Origin of the sequence: Bradyrhizobium macuxiense (assembly GCF_001542415.1) — a bacterium.
In the GTDB taxonomy this organism is placed as follows: Bacteria; Pseudomonadota; Alphaproteobacteria; order Rhizobiales; family Xanthobacteraceae; genus Bradyrhizobium; species Bradyrhizobium macuxiense.
Window position 1 is genome coordinate 91,018 of the sequence record NZ_LNCU01000039.1, and the last position, 17,336, is coordinate 108,353.

General features: G+C 58.0%; 12 protein-coding genes and 1 pseudogene. 6 read left to right on the forward strand and 7 right to left on the reverse strand.

Features of this window, described 5'->3' with window-relative positions:
- The first annotated feature begins 1,673 nt into the window (after positions 1 to 1,673).
- From AS156_RS11415 to AS156_RS11425, 3 genes are all read left to right on the forward strand, one after another.
- A complete protein-coding gene (locus AS156_RS11415; protein WP_066503765.1) occupies positions 1,674 to 2,711 on the forward strand; it encodes a cytochrome-c peroxidase in 1,038 nt (345 codons plus the stop codon).
- 459 nt (positions 2,712 to 3,170) lie between these two features.
- On the forward strand, positions 3,171 to 3,836 hold the full coding sequence (locus AS156_RS11420; RefSeq protein ID WP_066503769.1) for an FkbM family methyltransferase: 666 nt from the start codon (positions 3,171 to 3,173) through the stop codon (positions 3,834 to 3,836).
- Positions 3,837 to 3,946: 110 nt separating this feature from the next.
- Complete coding sequence (locus tag AS156_RS11425; protein ID WP_066504118.1) at positions 3,947 to 7,051, forward strand: multidrug efflux RND transporter permease subunit; 3,105 nt, start codon at positions 3,947 to 3,949, stop codon at positions 7,049 to 7,051.
- A 176-nt stretch (positions 7,052 to 7,227) separates the two neighbouring features.
- Here the strand turns inward: AS156_RS11425 and AS156_RS40490 are convergent, their stop codons facing one another.
- From AS156_RS40490 to AS156_RS45955, 4 genes and pseudogenes are all read right to left on the reverse strand, one after another.
- Positions 7,228 to 7,884 carry an anthranilate synthase component II gene (locus AS156_RS40490; RefSeq protein WP_082747440.1) on the reverse strand — a complete coding sequence of 219 codons (657 nt, stop codon included), beginning with the start codon at positions 7,882 to 7,884 and terminating at the stop codon, positions 7,228 to 7,230.
- Positions 7,881 to 9,275 carry an aminodeoxychorismate synthase component I gene (gene pabB / locus AS156_RS11435; protein ID WP_066503771.1) on the reverse strand — a complete coding sequence of 465 codons (1,395 nt, stop codon included), beginning with the start codon at positions 9,273 to 9,275 and terminating at the stop codon, positions 7,881 to 7,883. The genes AS156_RS40490 and pabB overlap by 4 nt, the downstream gene beginning before the upstream one ends.
- Positions 9,276 to 9,377: 102 nt before the next feature.
- Positions 9,378 to 9,737 carry a Dabb family protein gene (locus AS156_RS11440; RefSeq protein ID WP_066504119.1) on the reverse strand — a complete coding sequence of 120 codons (360 nt, stop codon included), beginning with the start codon at positions 9,735 to 9,737 and terminating at the stop codon, positions 9,378 to 9,380.
- Positions 9,738 to 9,883: 146 nt separating this feature from the next.
- Positions 9,884 to 10,097: pseudogene (locus AS156_RS45955) on the reverse strand (GntR family transcriptional regulator); the annotation flags it as partial.
- 616 nt (positions 10,098 to 10,713) lie between these two features.
- Between AS156_RS45955 and bioD the strand changes: the two are divergent.
- Both bioD and AS156_RS11450 read left to right on the forward strand, forming a co-directional pair.
- On the forward strand, positions 10,714 to 11,355 hold the full coding sequence (gene bioD, locus AS156_RS11445; protein ID WP_066503773.1) for a dethiobiotin synthase: 642 nt from the start codon (positions 10,714 to 10,716) through the stop codon (positions 11,353 to 11,355).
- Entirely contained in the window at positions 11,346 to 12,611 is a 1,266-nt protein-coding gene (locus AS156_RS11450) for an adenosylmethionine--8-amino-7-oxononanoate transaminase (RefSeq protein ID WP_066503774.1), read from the forward strand. The genes bioD and AS156_RS11450 overlap by 10 nt, the downstream gene beginning before the upstream one ends.
- Before the next feature lie 204 nt (positions 12,612 to 12,815).
- On the opposite strand, the gene fcl is transcribed toward AS156_RS11450, so the two are convergent.
- The 3 genes from fcl to AS156_RS11465 all read right to left on the reverse strand — a co-directional run bounded on the left by fcl (position 12,816) and on the right by AS156_RS11465 (position 15,326).
- Positions 12,816 to 13,853, reverse strand: coding sequence for a GDP-L-fucose synthase (fcl, locus tag AS156_RS11455; protein ID WP_136626142.1), 1,038 nt, complete (start codon positions 13,851 to 13,853; stop codon positions 12,816 to 12,818).
- Positions 13,834 to 14,919, reverse strand: coding sequence for a GDP-mannose 4,6-dehydratase (gene gmd / locus AS156_RS11460; protein ID WP_066503776.1), 1,086 nt, complete (start codon positions 14,917 to 14,919; stop codon positions 13,834 to 13,836). The genes fcl and gmd overlap by 20 nt, the downstream gene beginning before the upstream one ends.
- Before the next feature lie 227 nt (positions 14,920 to 15,146).
- Entirely contained in the window at positions 15,147 to 15,326 is a 180-nt protein-coding gene (locus tag AS156_RS11465) for a hypothetical protein (RefSeq protein ID WP_136626143.1), read from the reverse strand.
- A gap of 670 nt (positions 15,327 to 15,996) precedes the next feature.
- On the opposite strand from AS156_RS11465, the gene AS156_RS11470 reads away from it, so the two are divergent.
- Positions 15,997 to 17,256: a glycosyltransferase gene (locus AS156_RS11470; protein WP_066504121.1), complete on the forward strand. Its 1,260-nt coding sequence runs from the start codon at positions 15,997 to 15,999 to the stop codon at positions 17,254 to 17,256.
- The last annotated feature ends 80 nt before the right edge of the window (positions 17,257 to 17,336 follow it).

Consider the following 17,336-nt stretch of genomic DNA (forward strand, 5'->3'; position numbering starts at 1 on the left):
CGTTTCCTACAAGCTTACCTGCCACGCGCGGACCTTGCGGTGATCCGATGAGGTATCAAAGACATTTATGGGGGTATCAGTCGGACGAGAGTAATACGAATGAGTGCTTGTCGACTGCCGTGGACCTACTGATATTCGGTCGAAGCCCTCCGCACGGGGATCTCGGTTTCACGCCGCGGGCGGAGCTCATTGGTATTGACGCCGACAATTTTGGTCGGCTCCGCCATCGCCGCGCACCGCATTCCGCTTCTCGGACTCCTACGAACGATTAGCTCGCATTTTTGCGTGAGTCTCAATTGGTCCACGAAACCTTCAGAGAAGACGTGTACGAATGGCTCGGTACGACCGATGTTGAGGGATCAAGGATGTACTTCGTTGCGTGTGTTTCGGTTACGGAAGCCGGCGTTTTGCCGGCTCATAGATTGAATTATCGCAAAGGACATCGAGAGGGAAATTTTCTGCTGCCTGTCTGTTCGCAAACCGCGCGGAATCCAAGACCTCTGCAGAACGGCAGCCAAAGGTAATTCTTCGAGAGTGAACTCCTCTCCCAATCGAAAAAAATTCCAGCGAGCGCGGTCACTCAACCAATTCCATCCCCGCCATGCTCAGGCAGATGATAGTGTTATGAGATTGAGGGCACTCAAATGGTCGACTCCGAATTGGCTGCCATATTGCGTGCGGTTCTGGACGAGGTTTGTGAAGGTGTATCCCGTCACGAGATCGGCATCCGAACTCACGTCGCCTGTAAACTCCTCGAAGCAGCCACGCGGGGAGAGACATCGGTCAATGTCCTCAGGCAAATTGGCCGAGCGGCGTTGACCGGGGCGCCCACGATGTGGCGGTAGCGGCTTGTCCTGGCCGACTCCGTCCAGACTTCCGCGAAGTGGGCACAATTCCGCGGGCGGGCGATGAGGTATTGTTTGTACATTCTGTACAGAAGCTTGCGCTTCAACTCGGATCTTAACTTGGCCGGCTGGGGCGCTTTCCTCGCTGAAACAGAAGGGCGTTTGGGAGATATTGCTATCGGCAGGATTATAGCGCGGTGAACTGATCTTATGCGTTCTCTTCCGTTCGTCGTGCTCGCCTTTTCTCTTTTGTCGGCCTTGCATCGAGAGCAACCGACCCGCGCGAAACCGGTCATAAGATGTGCCGCCGCACGGCGCTCGCAACATTCGCTCCGATAATCGGCAAGAGTGACCAGCTATATGAACGTCGTTAAGCGCGACCATCCGGAATAAAGAGAAGACATTGCGCAGCTGCTGCGAGATAGACGCGGCAGCAAGCCCGGCATTTGTGCGAAAGCTTACGCCCCCGAGTTGTAAAGCCTCCAAACGTTGTCGCGCGCCGACGCCCGACAGAGAAACGCTGCAGCGATGCTCCTGTTCGGCTTGGCTCAATTCCTGCAACGGTTGCAGGAAAGAAGTGATGGGTGCGTGCCTCAAGAAACATGGTCGGTGGCTTGGCTTACCTCCGACAGCCCGTTGATCCTTCCACGAGCAGAGGCTGGCTCCGATCTCGCAGCCCGCGCCAACGGTCGCGAGAAATCTGAGATCAGGATGTGATGGGCGACACCCTCGAGAGGTCCATTGTCGTTGACGGAGGTGCGGTCGCTGCCGCCTGACCGGCCAATGAAATTTGTAGAATGAGCTCGGAGAGCTGGAGGTCCTTACATTATGCGTAGACTATCTGTCGCTACGGCTGTGCTGCTGGTCGCACCTCATGCTATCGCGCATGACGATGTGATGCTGGCTGCAGGACGAATTTTCAAGCCAATTCCCTCGGCTACACCAGCAGTTAACGACAATCCTGTCACTGACGAGAAAGTCAAGCTCGGCAAGATGCTGTTCTTTGATCCCCGCCTTTCGGCCAGCGGAATCATCAGCTGCAATACGTGTCATAATCTTGGCACCGGCGGCGTAGACGCTGGGCCGACCTCGGTCGGTCACGGCTGGAAAAAGGGCGCGCGTCGCGCGCCGACCGTCTATAATGCGGTTTTCAATGTTGCGCAGTTCTGGGACGGACGCGCGCCAGACCTCAAGGAGCAAGCCAAGGGACCGGTGCAGGCGACAGCAGAAATGAATGCAACGCCGGATCACGTGATGAGTACGCTAAACTCCATGAACGTGTATGTCGCTATGTTCAAGACGGCCTTCCCGGATAGTACGCCGCCGGTCACCTTCGAAAATGTCGCCAAGGCGATCGAGGCTTTTGAAGCGACTCTTACTACGCCGGCGGCACCGTTCGATCAGTATCTCAACGGCGATGGCAGCGCTCTCAACGATCAGCAGAAGGTTGGATTGAAGCTGTTCATGGAAAAGGGGTGCTCGTCCTGCCACAATGGGGTTAATATTGGTGGGCAGGGCTATTTTCCATTTGGTGTGATGGAGAAGCCGGATACCAAACTGCGTCCTACAGCCGATAAGGGGCGGTTCGCAGTTACCAGGGTCGCTAGCGACGAATACGTGTTCCGCGTTGCGCCCTTACGGAATGTCGCTTTGCGAGCCCCATATTTCCATTCGGGTCAGGTTTGGAGTCTCAAGGAGGCTGTGGGCGTTATGGGCGAGGTCCAACTCGGTGAAAAGCTTAGCGACAAAGAGGAGAACGATATTGTTGCGTTTCTGAATTCGCTGACCGGGCAGCTACCTAAGATCGAGTATCCGATACTGCCGACGCGTACCAACGAGACGCCACCACCCTCCTTAGGCAGATAGTGTCGTTCTTCAACGCAGCGGAATCGTACGTATTATCAATTGATCGACCTGTCAGTTACATCCGTTCTCGGTAGGCTGTCGCCCGGGCCGATTGAGCATACTCCGGTCTCTCAAACTGTCCGAATTTCCGTGTGCGGCAGGACCTTGATCGCGAGCGACGAAGCTCTCGATCAGCAAAGTTCAAGGCCTCGGCGATCGCCTGGCGGCCGAACGCTGGCATCACGCTGTACTCAAGCTCATGCCGGCTTCCGTTTCTACAAACCTTGGTATAGGTTTTGCAACCCGTTCTATATCGCCCGCTTACCTCTGTAGAATTGAGCCACTCGTCTGGTTGTTTGTACTTTCGATGTCGAAGCTGGATCATTCGAGGGTAGTCGTTGGTCGGCACAAAGCCGCAATCTGACTTGATACGTTTGATGGATCTTGCTGCGCGCCATTGAGGGGTGAGGACGGAGTTAAATGGAAACACGTGAGCCCGCGTCCGCGTTGGAGGTCCATCAGCGTATCGTTTCGTTCCTTCAGAAGCCAGATCCCGTAATCTTGGACATTGGCAGTTACGACGGAACTGACTCGTCACGTTTTCTTCGGCTTTGCCCAGAGGCTCATCTGTACTGCTTCGAGCCGGATCCCCGGGCGATCGCTCGCTTTAAGAAAAACATGGGTCTCTATCTTGAGAAGGTGCGTCTATTCGAGATCGCGATCAGCGACAAAAATGGCAGGGTCGACTTTCATCCAAGCAACGGAGATGGCGAAGCAAAGGATTGGGCCCTCTCTGGATCGATACGGCGACCAAAGAACCATCTTGCCGAGTATGATTGGGTTCGGTTCGATAGCCCGATATCGGTTGAAACGCGACGCCTGGACGACTGGTGCGCCGAGGCCAATCTGAGCAAGATTGATTTGATCTGGATGGATGTGCAAGGAGCGGAGGCTGATGTCTTCGCTGGCGGCAGGCAGACCCTAAACAATACGCGCTTTATCTATACCGAATACAGCGACAAGGAGCTTTACGAAGGTCAGTTGACCCTTCAAGCCATGCTAAAGCTTCTGCCTTCATTCGAAGTGGTCGCCCAATATCCTCGCGCGGTAGAGGGTGATGTGTTGCTTAGGAACACGAGCCTTTAGAGCAACCGATTCCGCTTTCCTCACGCTAAGGCCTTAGCCGCAGTCGCCGCATTGATGATAGGGCGCTGACTTGGCGAATTTGCGTCGGTCTATTGAATGCGAGCGCCGCGATGGCATTTACCGAGCTTTTCATCAAACGTCCGGTGTTGTCCATCGTCGTCAGTCTGCTGATCCTGCTGATTGGCCTTCGCGCGGCCGCCGTTCTGCCAATCCGGCAGTATCCCAAGCTGTCGAATACGGTCGTCACTATCACGACGTCTTATCCTGGCGCCTCCGCGGACATGATCCAGGGGTTCATCACCACCCCCCTGGAGCAGGCGGTCGCTTCGGCCGAGGGCGTCGACTACATTACGTCCTCCTCGGTCCTCGGCACCTCGACGATCCAAGTCTACATCAAGCTCAATTTCGATTCCAACGAGGCGCTCACTGAAGTGCTCTCTAAGGTCAACTCGGTCAAATATCTGATCCCGAAGGAATCCAACGATCCTGTCGTCACGAAGTCGACCGGCCAGACCACCGCTGTCATGTATATCGCCTTCTCAAGCGAGGAACTGACGGCCAGCGCGATATCCGACTATCTCTCGCGCGTGGTGCAGCCGATTATGTCAACCGTAGATGGTGTCGCAGCGGCAGACATCTTGGGCGGCCAGACTTTTGCGATGCGGCTATGGCTCGATCCTGCAAGAATGGCGGGACACGGAGTGTCGCCAGCTGAGGTTTCGGCTGCAATCGTCGCCAACAACTTCCAGGCCGCGGCCGGTCAGGCCAAGGGCTATTTCATCCTTTCCGATATCACGGCTGACACTGATTTGCGGAGCGTCGAGGACTTCAATCGCATGATCGTCAAAGCCAATGACGGCGGCTTTGTGCGCATGGAGGACATTGCGACGGTCGAGCTTGCTGCGCAGACCACAGACGTCAGCGTCGCCATGAATGGCGAGCACGCGATCTTCATCGGTGTGCAGCCGAGCCCGCAAGGAAATCCGCTGAACGTCGTGCGAGGTGTTCGAGCGTTGTTTCCCGAACTGGAGCGCAATCTGCCGCCATCGCTGAAGATGAAAGTGGCCTACGACTCCACCAAGTTCATTCAATCGTCGATCGATGAGGTGGGGAACACGCTCATTGAGGCCGTCGTGATCGTGGTGCTGGTCATCTTCCTGTTTCTGGCCTCGCTGCGGTCGGTGATCATCCCCGTCGTCACAATTCCGCTGTCGCTTATTGGCGTCTGCAGCATGATGTTGGCGCTCGGATTTTCATTCAATCTCCTGACCCTCCTCGCGATGGTGCTTGCGATCGGTCTCGTGGTGGACGACGCGATCGTCGTGGTGGAAAACATTCATCGCCATCTGGAAAAAGGCGCGCCGCCCATGCAGGCCGCTACGAAGGGCGCGCGCGAGATTGTCGGCCCCGTTGTCTCCATGACGATTACGCTGGCCGCCGTGTACGCGCCCATCGGCTTTCTCGGCGGCCTCACCGGTGCGCTGTTCCGCGAATTCGCGCTTACGCTAGCGGGTTCGGTGATCGTGTCTGGCGTGATCGCGCTGACGCTGTCGCCGATGATGTGCTCGGTCTTCCTGAAGAGTGCTGAGGAGGGGCGCTTTGCAGCATTTGTGAACCGCTTGTTCGGCGCCATGACACGCTGGTACGGCCGCAAGCTTGACCGCTCGCTCGACTATCGCCCGATTACCGGGCTATTTGCGCTGACCATGCTCGGCCTCGTCGGCTTTCTCTATACGCATGTTTCCAAGGAACTTGCACCTGAGGAGGACCAAGGCATCGTATTCGCAATATCCAAGGCGCCGAAATACGCCAATATCGACTACTTGGACTACTACGGCACGAAGGTTGACAACGCGTTCCAAAAATTTCCCGAGACCGATCTGCGCTTCGTTCTGAACGGCGTTAGCGGTCCGCAAGGCGGCATGGCGGGCATGCTGCTCAAGCCTTGGGACGAGCGCAAGCGCTCATCGATCGCGCTAAAGCCGTTAGTCCAGGCCGAGTTGTCCAAAATCGAAGGAATCAACGCATTTGCCTTTAGCTTGCCGCCGCTTCCGGGTGGTTCGGGCGGCCTACCAGTGCAGATGGTGATCAACTCGACGCGTGGCTTCCAGTCTGTCTATGAACAGATGTCGAAGCTGAAGGATGCGACGCGCATGAGCGGCCTGTTCATGGTCAGCGACTCCGACCTTGAATTCAACCAGCCGGTGGTACGAATCAAAGTCGATCGCTCCAAGGCTAACAACCTTGGCATTACCATGCAGAACGTCGGTAGTGCGCTCGCGACCCTACTTGGCGGGAACTACGTCAATCGCTTCAATCTGCAGGGCCGCTCCTACCAGGTGATCCCGCAGGTGGCGCGCGAGCAACGCCTGACGCCGGAATCACTGGGCAGCTATTTTCTGAAGACTGCGACAGGCTCGATGCTCCCGCTGTCAACCGTGGTTTCCATCGAGACAGCAACTGATCCGAACGTGCTCACCCACTACAACCAGCTCAATTCCGCGACATTCCAGGCTGTACCGATGCCCGGCGTCACGATCGGTCAGGCTGTGGACTTCCTGGACGGGGAGGCAAAGAAACTACCCGCAGGCTTCAGCCACGACTTCCTTGCCGAGGCCCGCCAATATGTGCAGGAGGGCAATCAACTCGCCATCACCTTTGCATTTGCACTCATCATCATTTTCCTGGTGCTTGCGGCGCAGTTCGAAAGTCTGCGCGATCCCCTGATCATCATGATCAGCGTACCGATGGCAATCGTTGGCGCCTTGATTCCGCTGTTCTTTGGTGCTGCAACCATGAACATTTACACCCAGGTCGGACTATTGACACTGGTCGGGCTGATTGCCAAGCACGGTATCCTGATGGTCGAGTTCGCTAATGAGCTGCAGCTCATGGAGAGACTCGATCGCCGCTCGGCCATCGAGATGGCGGCGCGCGTCCGACTCCGTCCAATCTTGATGACCACGGCGGCGATGGTGATGGGCCTCTTACCCTTGTTGACCGCTACGGGGGCGGGCGCCGCGAGCCGCTTCTCGATCGGACTCGTGCTCGTCGCGGGCATGTCGATCGGCACGCTGTTCACGCTCTTCGTGCTGCCGGCGGTTTATGTCGCGATCGCGTCCGATCACCGCGCCGACGCGAGTGCCGATCACGCCAAGAACGCCGACGAGCTCGACCCCACCGGGGCAGCTGAGGCCCATCTGGCCAATCAATGATGCTGTCACTCCAAGCGCAGCAGCCACGGATTGCCCTTCCTGTCCGCCCGCGCCACGAATTGCTGCCGCCACCCGGGGGCGCTCGATTGCTGATCTAGAACGGTCAAGTCACCGAGGTCGGCGAGCAGAACTTCACCCAGCCAGCCAAATTGAACCAGCGGCTGCAGTGCGCGAGATCATATCCTGGGTCGCGGCTCAGATGCGCCCCTCAAAAGAGTTGTTGCCATCGGTTCGTGGGTGTCGATACTCCTGCTCGCGAAGGCGGTTGCAATTTGCAAGAAGCTCATCAGCAGCATGGACCCATATTGGGTCAGTATCGATTCGGGATGAAACTGTACGCCATAGGTTGGCTGATATCGATGGGCGAGGGCCATGATCTCGGTTTCGTCGGAGCGCGCCGTTACCTCGAGATGTTGCTTGGATGCTTCATCCAGCTCAACAACAAGCGAATGGTAGCGACCGACGCAAAGTGGGGACGGGAGTTCGCTGAACAGCCCGCGGCCGTCATGCGTTACGCTGGAGGACTGACCATGCATCGGACGACGAGCGCGCACCACGCGTCCGCCGAAGACGCTGCCTATACATTGGTGTCCAAGGCAAATGCCGAGAATTGGGACTCGACCTGAAAGTTCGCGTACCACGGCGGTCGATATCCCAGCCTCCATTGGCGTGCAGGGACCGGGCGAAATGACCACTGCGCACGGCCTGAGGGCGACAATGTCGGTAAGGCTGAGCGCATCGTTCCGGATTACCTCCGTCGCTTCACCGAGCTTACGGAAATAGCGGGCAATGTTGAAGACGAACGAATCGTAATTGTCGATGATGACAATCAAATTGCACCGGGTGTTGTGGTCTGAAAGGCCTCAAAGATTCGCTGTGCCTTGGCGAGCGTCTCCTCGTATTCGGCCTCTGGATCCGACATCGCCGTTATCCCGCCACCTGCATGAAACACAGCCAGATCATTATCGATCGTCACAGTGCGGATCGCGATGTTTGTATCCATGTGCCCATTGAAGCCGATGAAGCCGATCGCCCCGCAATAGACCTCTCGCGCTACCTGCTCGATGTCCGCGATGATGTTCATCGCCTGTACCTTGGGAGCCCCGGTCACCGAGCCGCCCGGAAAACAGGCACGAAGCAGACTAACCGCGTCCTCGCCTGCGGCAAGTTCGCCCCTCACGATCGAGACGAGATGATGCACTGAAGCGTAGGACTCGAGGTCGCACAGCGCTGGAACCTCGACCGAATCCGCAGTGCAAACGCGCGACAGATCGTTGCGCAGGAGGTCGACGATCATAATGTTCTCGGCACGGTCTTTTTCGGATGCAAGCAGGATTTCAGCTCGGCGCTGATCTTCTTTCGAGTCGGCGGAACGCGCGATCGTGCCCTTGATGGGGCGCGTTTCGACCTGTCGTCCTTCAAATTTCAAGAATCGTTCCGGGGAGCTCGACGCAATGGTCAGCTCGCCATAGCGCAGGAGGGCTGCAAAGGGCGCTGGGTTCAATGACCGCAGCTGGCAGTAAAAGGTGAGCGGGTCGAACAGGGGCGACACCCTGGCATTGAAGCGTTGCGCAATGTTCGCCTGGAATGCGTCCCCGGCTAGAATCAACTCGACGACGCGCTTGACCGCCGCAACGTAGCCTTCACGGCTGAAGTTCGAATGCCATGCGCCCGCCGTGCCAGGGAATATAATTCGCGGAGACTTTGGCCGGGCAAGCAGTGCCGCAAACTCGTCGGCGCGACGACGCGCGCGCTGGGCTCGTCGAGCGGGTTCTTGCTCCGGCCATCCGGTGGAGACGATCCAGCACCTGTTGTGGTGATGGTCGAAGCTGACGACCACGTCGTAGAAATGCAGAATCGATTGGGGCAAACGCTGGCCGGGATTTTCCGGCGCCGGCGATCGCTCCAATGTCCTGTTCAGATCGTAGCCAAAAAAGCCGGCCGCGCCTCCCTGGAAGGGCGGCAGATCGGGGCGATGCTCTTCTCGGTATCTGGCGAGAAGGCTGCGAAGCACTCCCCATGGATCGCCCTTAAGTGTCTCTCCGTTCCAACTTGCCTGTCCATCGGTGACCAAATAGGTGCTGAACGGTTCGCAGGCCAGATATGAATAACGCCCAAGTGCCTCATGCCGCGCCGCGCTATCAAGAAAGGCAAGGTGTGGCCGCTGGGCAAGCCATCGCAGTGCCTTGATAGGCTCGATCCACTGCAATTCGCGGACGTCCATAGTGCTATTGATCACCGACGGCTGGCAAGCTTTGGGTTTCGAACCGATCGTCCCGAGAAAGGTCAGGTTTCGTCCGAAGCGGACCAAACCTCTGACATCAAATTAGCCCGTGTCAGCCTGTCGGCTGCGCCGAGCAATTTGGCGTAACCCTCCCGTTCCAGCGAAATGCACATCTGTTGATAGTTCGTAATCGGCGGCAAAGCGCAGTTCCCTGAGTGGTCGTACGCGCCGGATCGCTTCCAGATACAGACTGTGCGTTTTGTACGCTGCGAGATCTCTCTCGCTGTCGAACTCACCATAGACAATGACATCGATATCGTTGCCGAGCTGATCGCCCTTGCGGTTACGCGCAATTTCAAGTCGGCGCGCATGCGGAACTGTAGTGAGAACCGATAGGCCTTCGATGATTTGGTCGATATCGGCCCTATTCTTGGCCGTGAAGAACACGATGTGACGGATCATGGTGACCGAAAAGATGACGCTGCAACCCAGCTGCATCCTTAGCTCGGGATCAAGCTCAGCACAATGCTGGCGTCGCCGCCTTACGACAGAACCGGGTTTGACCTCGTCCGGCAGCTGGAGCTTGCGTCAGAAGCTCGCAAGAACCTTCATCTTGACCGGGGCACGGGAATTGCCAGGCGTCCAATCCTCTGAATGTGGCGCGCGAGCAGGTGACAGGCTTGGTCAACGTTGCGCACTCGCAGCGCTTGCAGGCTCAGGTGGTGATCCTGAACACTCCACGATGGCCAGCCTGCTACAGCGCGCGATCGCGAACACAATGGAAGAATTTGCAAGCTGCCGTCCGTCGAGGCTTGCGAGTAATCACGCGTCACGCTGGACGGCACAAAGTGGAGAAAGATGCGACTGCTGCTGGAACACGGCAGGATGATCAACGAACGCGTCGGAATCCTCAACATCGAACCCGAGCGCGGTTTGTCGCCTATGTGATTGCGCGTGCGCATCGAGGCCGGCACGACAGGTCGGTCTCACCGCTTCATTTTGGCATTGTGACGACCACGCGATGGGGCCGCTCGTGCGAGAGCCGATTTGCGGAGGTGGCATTGTCTTGGCCGGACGCTTTGACCTGCAAAGTCATAAAGCGTCGAGCTGAACATTTTCCGGGCCGGTTCATTTAACCTCCTTTCGATAGGTGACTCGCGAGCCGCCTCAAGTACGTATCGGACTTTTCTGAGACAATTAGGGCACACCTTTCGAGCGCGCGAGCAGGCCGGTCCGATCCGTACAGTGATGGCACGCCTACGGCGAGCGCGATCTGTCAAACGACTGGTGCGATTGACGAAATGATCCGCCGCGAGCCATGTATTCAACGTTAGATTGTGGTGGCGCGGCCAGTGTGCGAATTTCAATGACGCTCAATGTCGTCGAGGATGACGTCCATGCTCGACGTTCTGTTCGAGGAGATATGAGGTGAAGCTCGATGAGGCTGCAGCAGATCGTGGTGACTGGCACGGATGCCGGAATTGGAACGACGATTTTCTGCGCGGGGCTCACCAATCTCCTCGGCGCGAGCTATTGGAAACCGATTCAAGCGGGCCTCGAGGGAGAGACCGATACCGAGCTCGTCGCAAGGCTCGGCAGTCTCACATCCGATCGCATCGTGCCGGAGCTTTATCGCCTGCGAACTCCCACTTCGCCCCATCATTCCGCCGAAATCGACGAAGTTCGCATCGACGCGGATTCGCTCAATGTGCCCGATACCGGGGAGCGGCAGCTTGTGATCGAGGGGGCCGGCGGGCTGATGGTACCGCTGAGTGGCAGCACGCTTTATATCGACATCTTTGAGCGATGGCGGCTTCCAATCGTGCTTTGCGCGAGCACTGCGTTGGGAACGATTAACCAGTCGCTGCTCTCAATAGAGGCTCTCCGAAAGCGTCACATCGACATTCTCGGAATAGCTTTCGTTGGTGAAAAGAACCCGGAAGCTGTGAGGGCAATTTGCGAGATGGGCCGGGTCCGTTGGTTAGGGCGTTTGCCCTGGATTGCTCCTCTGTCGTCAGACACGCTGCAGGCCGCGTTCAACGCATCATTCCGTCGAGATGATTTCAAGCCATGGCGCTAAAGAAGAGGTCGCCGATCTGGCATCCGTTCACGCAACACGCGCTTCAAGACGAATTGATCAAGATCGTGCGCGGTGATGGAGCTTATCTCTACACGTCAGATGGACGCCCCATCGTAGATGCAATCTCCTCCTGGTGGGTCGTAACCCATGGCCATTGCCATCCACACATCGTCAGAGCAATTCAGGAGCAAGCTGGCAAACTCAACCAGATCATCTTTGCCGGATATTCCCATGATCCGGCCGAGGAGGTTGCGGCGCTGCTGTTGAAACTCGTGCCGCGTGGTCTCGACCATGTCTTCTTCTCCGACGCTGGTTCGGGCAGTGTGGAAGTCGCCTTAAAAATGGCGCTCGGCTATTGGCATAATATCGGCAAGCAGCGCATACGCATTGTCGTGATGCAACATTCCTATCACGGCGACACGGTTGGGGCGATGTCGGTTGGTGCCCGCGGCCTATTCAACGTGGCCTACGGGCCCCTGCTGTTCGACGTGACCTCGGTTCCGTTCCCAGCAAGTGGTCGTGAACAGGCGACTCTCGATGCACTCGAGTCGGTATGTCGAAACGAAACTCCAGCAGCCTTTATCGTCGAGCCTCTCGTATTGGGGGCGGGCGGGATGCTGATGTACCCCGCCTGGGTGCTCAAGGAGATGAAACGGATCTGCGAAGCATCTGACGTTCTCTTCATCGCCGATGAGGTCATGACCGGTTGGGGCCGCACTGGATCTTTATTCGCCTGCGAGCAGGCCAACATCACGCCAGATATCGTCTGCTATTCGAAGGGAATCACGGGAGGTGCGCTTCCCCTCGCGGTGACACTTTGCCGCGGCGATATTTTTGACGCGCACTATTCGAAAGATCGCACGCGTACCTTCTTTCACTCGAGTTCATATGCTGCGAATCCGGTGGCCTGCGCTGCGGCAAAGGCCAACCTGGATCTTTGGCAAGATAGCGCATCTCGTGATCGCCTGGCATCTGTCGCCGCTATGCAGGAGCAGGCGATTGAGCCGTTCCGCACAGATCCGCGTTTTGCAAATGTCCGCCGCACCGGGACCATCACAGCGCTCGATCTGAAGGTGGGGGATGCGGGCTATCTCGCGACCATCGGGCCGAAGCTTCAGGCCTTCTTCAAGGCGCGAAATCTCCTGCTGCGCCCGCTTGGTAACACCATCTACGTGATGCCGCCCTACTGCATTACGGCATCAGATCTCGACGACATTTACACGGGCATTCGCGAAGCAGCCGAAGCGTTGATTTGAAGGTGCTATGCGCGTCGCAACGTGGGCTCTCGTAATCCCAGCAATCGTACGATGATGGCGTTTTCGAATCATCATCTCGGCACTCGTTGTGGCAAATGCTCAACGCTCGGCTGTATGCGTCCTGGACGGCGACGAACTCCAAGTGCGCCATTGCAGTCGTGAGACGATTATGTTCGGCGGCGGATTCGCAGCGCCTTTGCTGCGCTATTTTTTGATGGCGCGGGATTTTGCCAATTCAATCTCGCTGCGAGCGACGTAGCTATTTTGGTCGGGACGAGCAAATCGACTTTGGCGGTATCTCTGTTTCTCATCGAGATACGCCCGGTAGGCGAGGTCGATACCATCTTCGAGCGAGGTCGTGGCGCGCCAGCCGAGCTTGGCGAGCCGGCTGACGTCGAGCAGCTTGCGCGGCGTGCCGTCGGGGCGCGAGGTGTCGAAGCTGATCTCGCCCCGATAGCCGACGACCGCCGCGACCACGAGGGCGAATTCGGCGATGGTGATGTCCTCGCCGGTGCCGATATTGACCAGGTCCGGCGAGGAATAGGTCTTCATCAGATGGATGCAGGCGTCGGCGAGGTCGTCGACATAGAGGAACTCACGGCGCGGCGTGCCGGTGCCCCACACCACGACGCTGGTCGCACCCGAGACCTTGGCCTCGTGGAAGCGGCGGATCAGCGCGGCGACGACGTGGCTGTATTCGGGATGATAATTGTCGTCGGGACCGTAGAGGTTGGTGGGCATCACGCTGATGAAATCGGCGCCGTACTGGCTGCGATAGGCTTCGGCCATCTTGATGCCGGCGATCTTGGCGATGGCATAGGGCTCGTTGGTCGGCTCCAGCGCGCCGGTCAGCATCGAATCCTCGCGCAGCGGCTGCGGCGCGAGGCGCGGATAGATGCACGACGAGCCGAAGAACATCAGCTTCTCGCAGCCATTGGCGTGCGCCGCCTGGATCACGTTGCTCGAGATCGCCAGATTGTCGTAGAGGAATTCGGCTCGCAACGTGTTGTTGGCGACGATGCCGCCGACCTTGGCGGCGGCGAGGAACACGGCCTGCGGCCGCTTCGCGGCAAACCAGGCGTTGACCGCGGTTTGGTCGCGCAAATCGACCTCGCCGCGCGACACCGTCAGGAGATCGGCCTGCTCGCGCGCCAGCCGGCGCATCAGCGCCGAGCCGACCATGCCGCGATGGCCGGCAACGAAGACCGTCTTGCCCTTCAGCTCAAACGCCGTGCTTGCCATTGGCCGCGTCCTGCCTGGCCTCGACGAGATCGCTTTCGACCATTTCCTTCACCAGCTGCGCGAACGGCGTCTTCGGCGCCCAGCCGAGCTTGGCGCGCGCCTTGCTGGCGTCGCCGATCAGGAGATCGACCTCGGTCGGGCGGAAATAGGTCGGATCGATCTGCACCAGGGTGTTGCCGGACGCCTTGTCGACACCGACCTCCTCGACGCCCTTGCCGCGCCATTCGATGCTGCGGCCGACCTCGGCAAACGCCAGCTCGACGAACTCGCGGACCGACCGCGTCTCGCCGGTCGCGAGCACGAAGTCGCCGGGCTCGTCCACCTGCAGGATCCTGTGCATGCCCTCGACATAGTCGCGGGCGTGGCCCCAGTCGCGCTTGGCGTCGAGATTGCCGAGATAGAGCTTGTTCTCGAGGCCGGCCTCGATGCGGGCAACGGCGCGGGTAATCTTGCGCGTCACGAAGGTCTCGCCGCGGATCGGGCTCTCATGGTTGAACAGGATGCCGTTGCTGGCGAACATGCCATAGGCCTCTCGGTAGTTCACCGTGATCCAGTAGCCGTAGAGCTTGGCGACACCATAGGGCGAGCGTGGATAGAACGGCGTCGTCTCCTTCTGCGGCACCTCCTGCACCAGCCCGTACAGCTCCGAGGTCGAGGCCTGGTAGAACCGGGTCTCCTTCTCCATGCCGAGGATGCGGATCGCCTCCAGCAGCCGCAGCACGCCGATGGCGTCGGCATTCGCGGTATATTCGGGGCTCTCGAAGCTGACCTGGACGTGGCTCTGGGCGGCCAAATTGTAGATCTCGGACGGCCGGATCTGCTGCACCAGCCGGATCAGATTGGTCGAATCGGTCATGTCGCCGTAGTGCATCAGGAACGGCACGTTGCCGGCGTGCGGGTCCTGGTAAAGATGGTCGACGCGCGCGGTGTTGAACGAGGACGACCGGCGTTTGATCCCGTGCACGGTATAACCGAGGCCGAGCAGATATTCGGCGAGATACGCGCCATCCTGCCCGGTAACGCCGGTGATCAGCGCAATGCGCCGCTTTGAATCCTGAGCTGTCATTGCTTTCTAGTTACGCGAACAGGCGTCCTAGCAACGTCATTTGCGAATTAATCTTCGAAAAGAATTAGATAGGCGGGCCTGCGATCACGTGCCATGGAGGAGAGCGATGTTTCACTCTAACTATACACATCATATCGGCATGCACATCATATACATTGATTTATCGGGCATTGCAGAGCCGGAGCATTTGTTGAGGTGTCAGAACCGAGGACATCGCGGTTGGAGCGTCAGAGATCAACATGCAACAAACGGATCTCACCGCACATGCGTTTTGAGGCCACGAAGTTGGCGTGTACGTCGCGTTCCGCCGCGGCTACTGTCACCAGCACGCCGTCATCGGCGGGATACGCTGCGGTTTGCACCTCGATGCATACGGACGTGCTGCGTTCGATGCATGCGATAGCCATGGACCGAAGTCGCATCTAGTCACGGGCTATCAGATGCCATGGAATGTGATCAGGGAGCTATCCGGCCCGCCATATTCGTCTTAGCGGCAATGTCAAGCGCCCCCAATCTGCAGCAAAATATTCTCCGGAATTGGCGGATTGTTCCCGCATTTGCAACCTGCGTCTGCATTTGGCGCGTAGTGCTCTCATGAGAATCAGGCTTGGGAGCGGGGGCGCTTCGCTCCGCAGAACGAAATGAGGTCTGCGAAACCTGCAAAAACAACTTGAATCTCTCGCAGCGTTAGGTTGTAGGCTTGAAACCATGCCCAAAGCGACGCGCCGGCGTCATCAATTCGTGGGCGGGTTAACAGTCGAACTTCACGCCTCACTTGAGCTTCGTACCTCGAACGCAGCAAGGCGAAGGCGTCGTAGCGAAGCAGAGACGAGTTGCTCTCGAGCGGTTGTTGCCTGCGCCAGATGGTCGGAAGCAGATCTGGATTTAACACGTCGAGAACATCTCACCAGCGAAAGAAAACTAATGTGAAAGCGGTGTAGTTGGTGCGACCGGTTGTGACCGAAGCACGCGCGGCAACAAGCGTCTAGATCATGTGTGTAAGAAACGTTTCTGTCTCTCGGGCTGCGCGGCCAGGGCCGCAGTCGGTCGAATGCGAGACCCGTTACGGAGGTGTCGGTGACTTCTTATGACTTTCTCCTTGCCTCGTGGGGTACGTTGGGAAATCTCAGTCCGCTGCTTACAGCAGGACGTCGATTGCGCCAGCGTGGTCACCATGTTCGGGTGATGGCCGATCCGACCATGCGAGCTGAAGTCGAAGCCGCCGATTTCGAATTCGTGACATGGCTCCGCGCTCCCATGGGTGAGGCGGCAGACCCAACAGATATCTCGGACATGCGAGATCGGATGCGCAAGGTCGTCTTTGAACCCTGCTCTGCTTACGCGGCCGATATTCGCGACGAGATTAGCCGCGCGCCAACGGATGCTGTTCTCGGCCTCGATCTTCTGTTTGGCGCAGCGCTCGGAGCGCGAGCGTGCGGCGTGCCTTTCGCATTTCTCTCGCCTCACGTCAGTATTCGGGTCCTGCCAGGGGTGCCGCCGGCTACTTCAGGATTGGGACGACCGAAAACGCAGGAGGACCGTACCGAAGTCAGGGCAGCCTCTGCAGCTCTCACTAAGGCAATGAATGCATCTCTTTCTATCCTCAATCGCGCCCGGGTCGAATTGGGTCTTCATGTTCTTGCAGACGCTATGGATCTGTTCGACGAGGCTGATCGAGTTCTGCTGGCGGTCAGTCGGGCTTTCGATTTCGAAGCAGACTTTCTTCCGGATAACTTTCGTTATGTCGGGCCTTTGCTCGATATGCCGAATTGGTCAGAATCGTGGAAGTCGTCCTGGCCGGCGCGGCACGATCGTCCCCACGCGTTGATCGCTTGCAGCACTGGGGCGCAGGGCCAGCGTGACGTGTTTCAACGCGTTATAAATGCCGTTGGAACCATCGATATGGGAGCCGTTTTCACAACGGGTCCGAATCTGGATGTGTCCGAACTTCGCGCTCCGAAGAACGTGCATTTGGTGCGCGGTGCTTCCCACGACTGCATCATGAGGGACGTGTCTCTCGTCGTTTCCCAGGGCGGCCACGGAACTGTTGCCCGTTCACTGATCAACGCATTGCCGCAACTCATTCTGCCAATGGGTCGTGACCAGGCGGCTAACGCGGCCCGTGTCGAAGCGAAGGGAGTAGGGCTTCGGTTGCCGCCGACGGCTTCGGAACCAGAGATGGCGGCAGCGATCAAGCGGCTGATCACGGAACCGGAATTCAAAGTCGCAGCCCGTAGGCTCGGCGAGGCCATCAGGGCTGATATCGATCGGTCCCGCCTCGTCAACGAGATGGAGTTTCTTGCGGCTGTTGGGCGCCGGCGACGCAGCTGCTCATGAAGACCATGTCAGGTACCAGTTTCACGATCAGTGAGGCAAAGCGCGATGAATGCACCGTCTGTCGCGGATGAACATCGCCA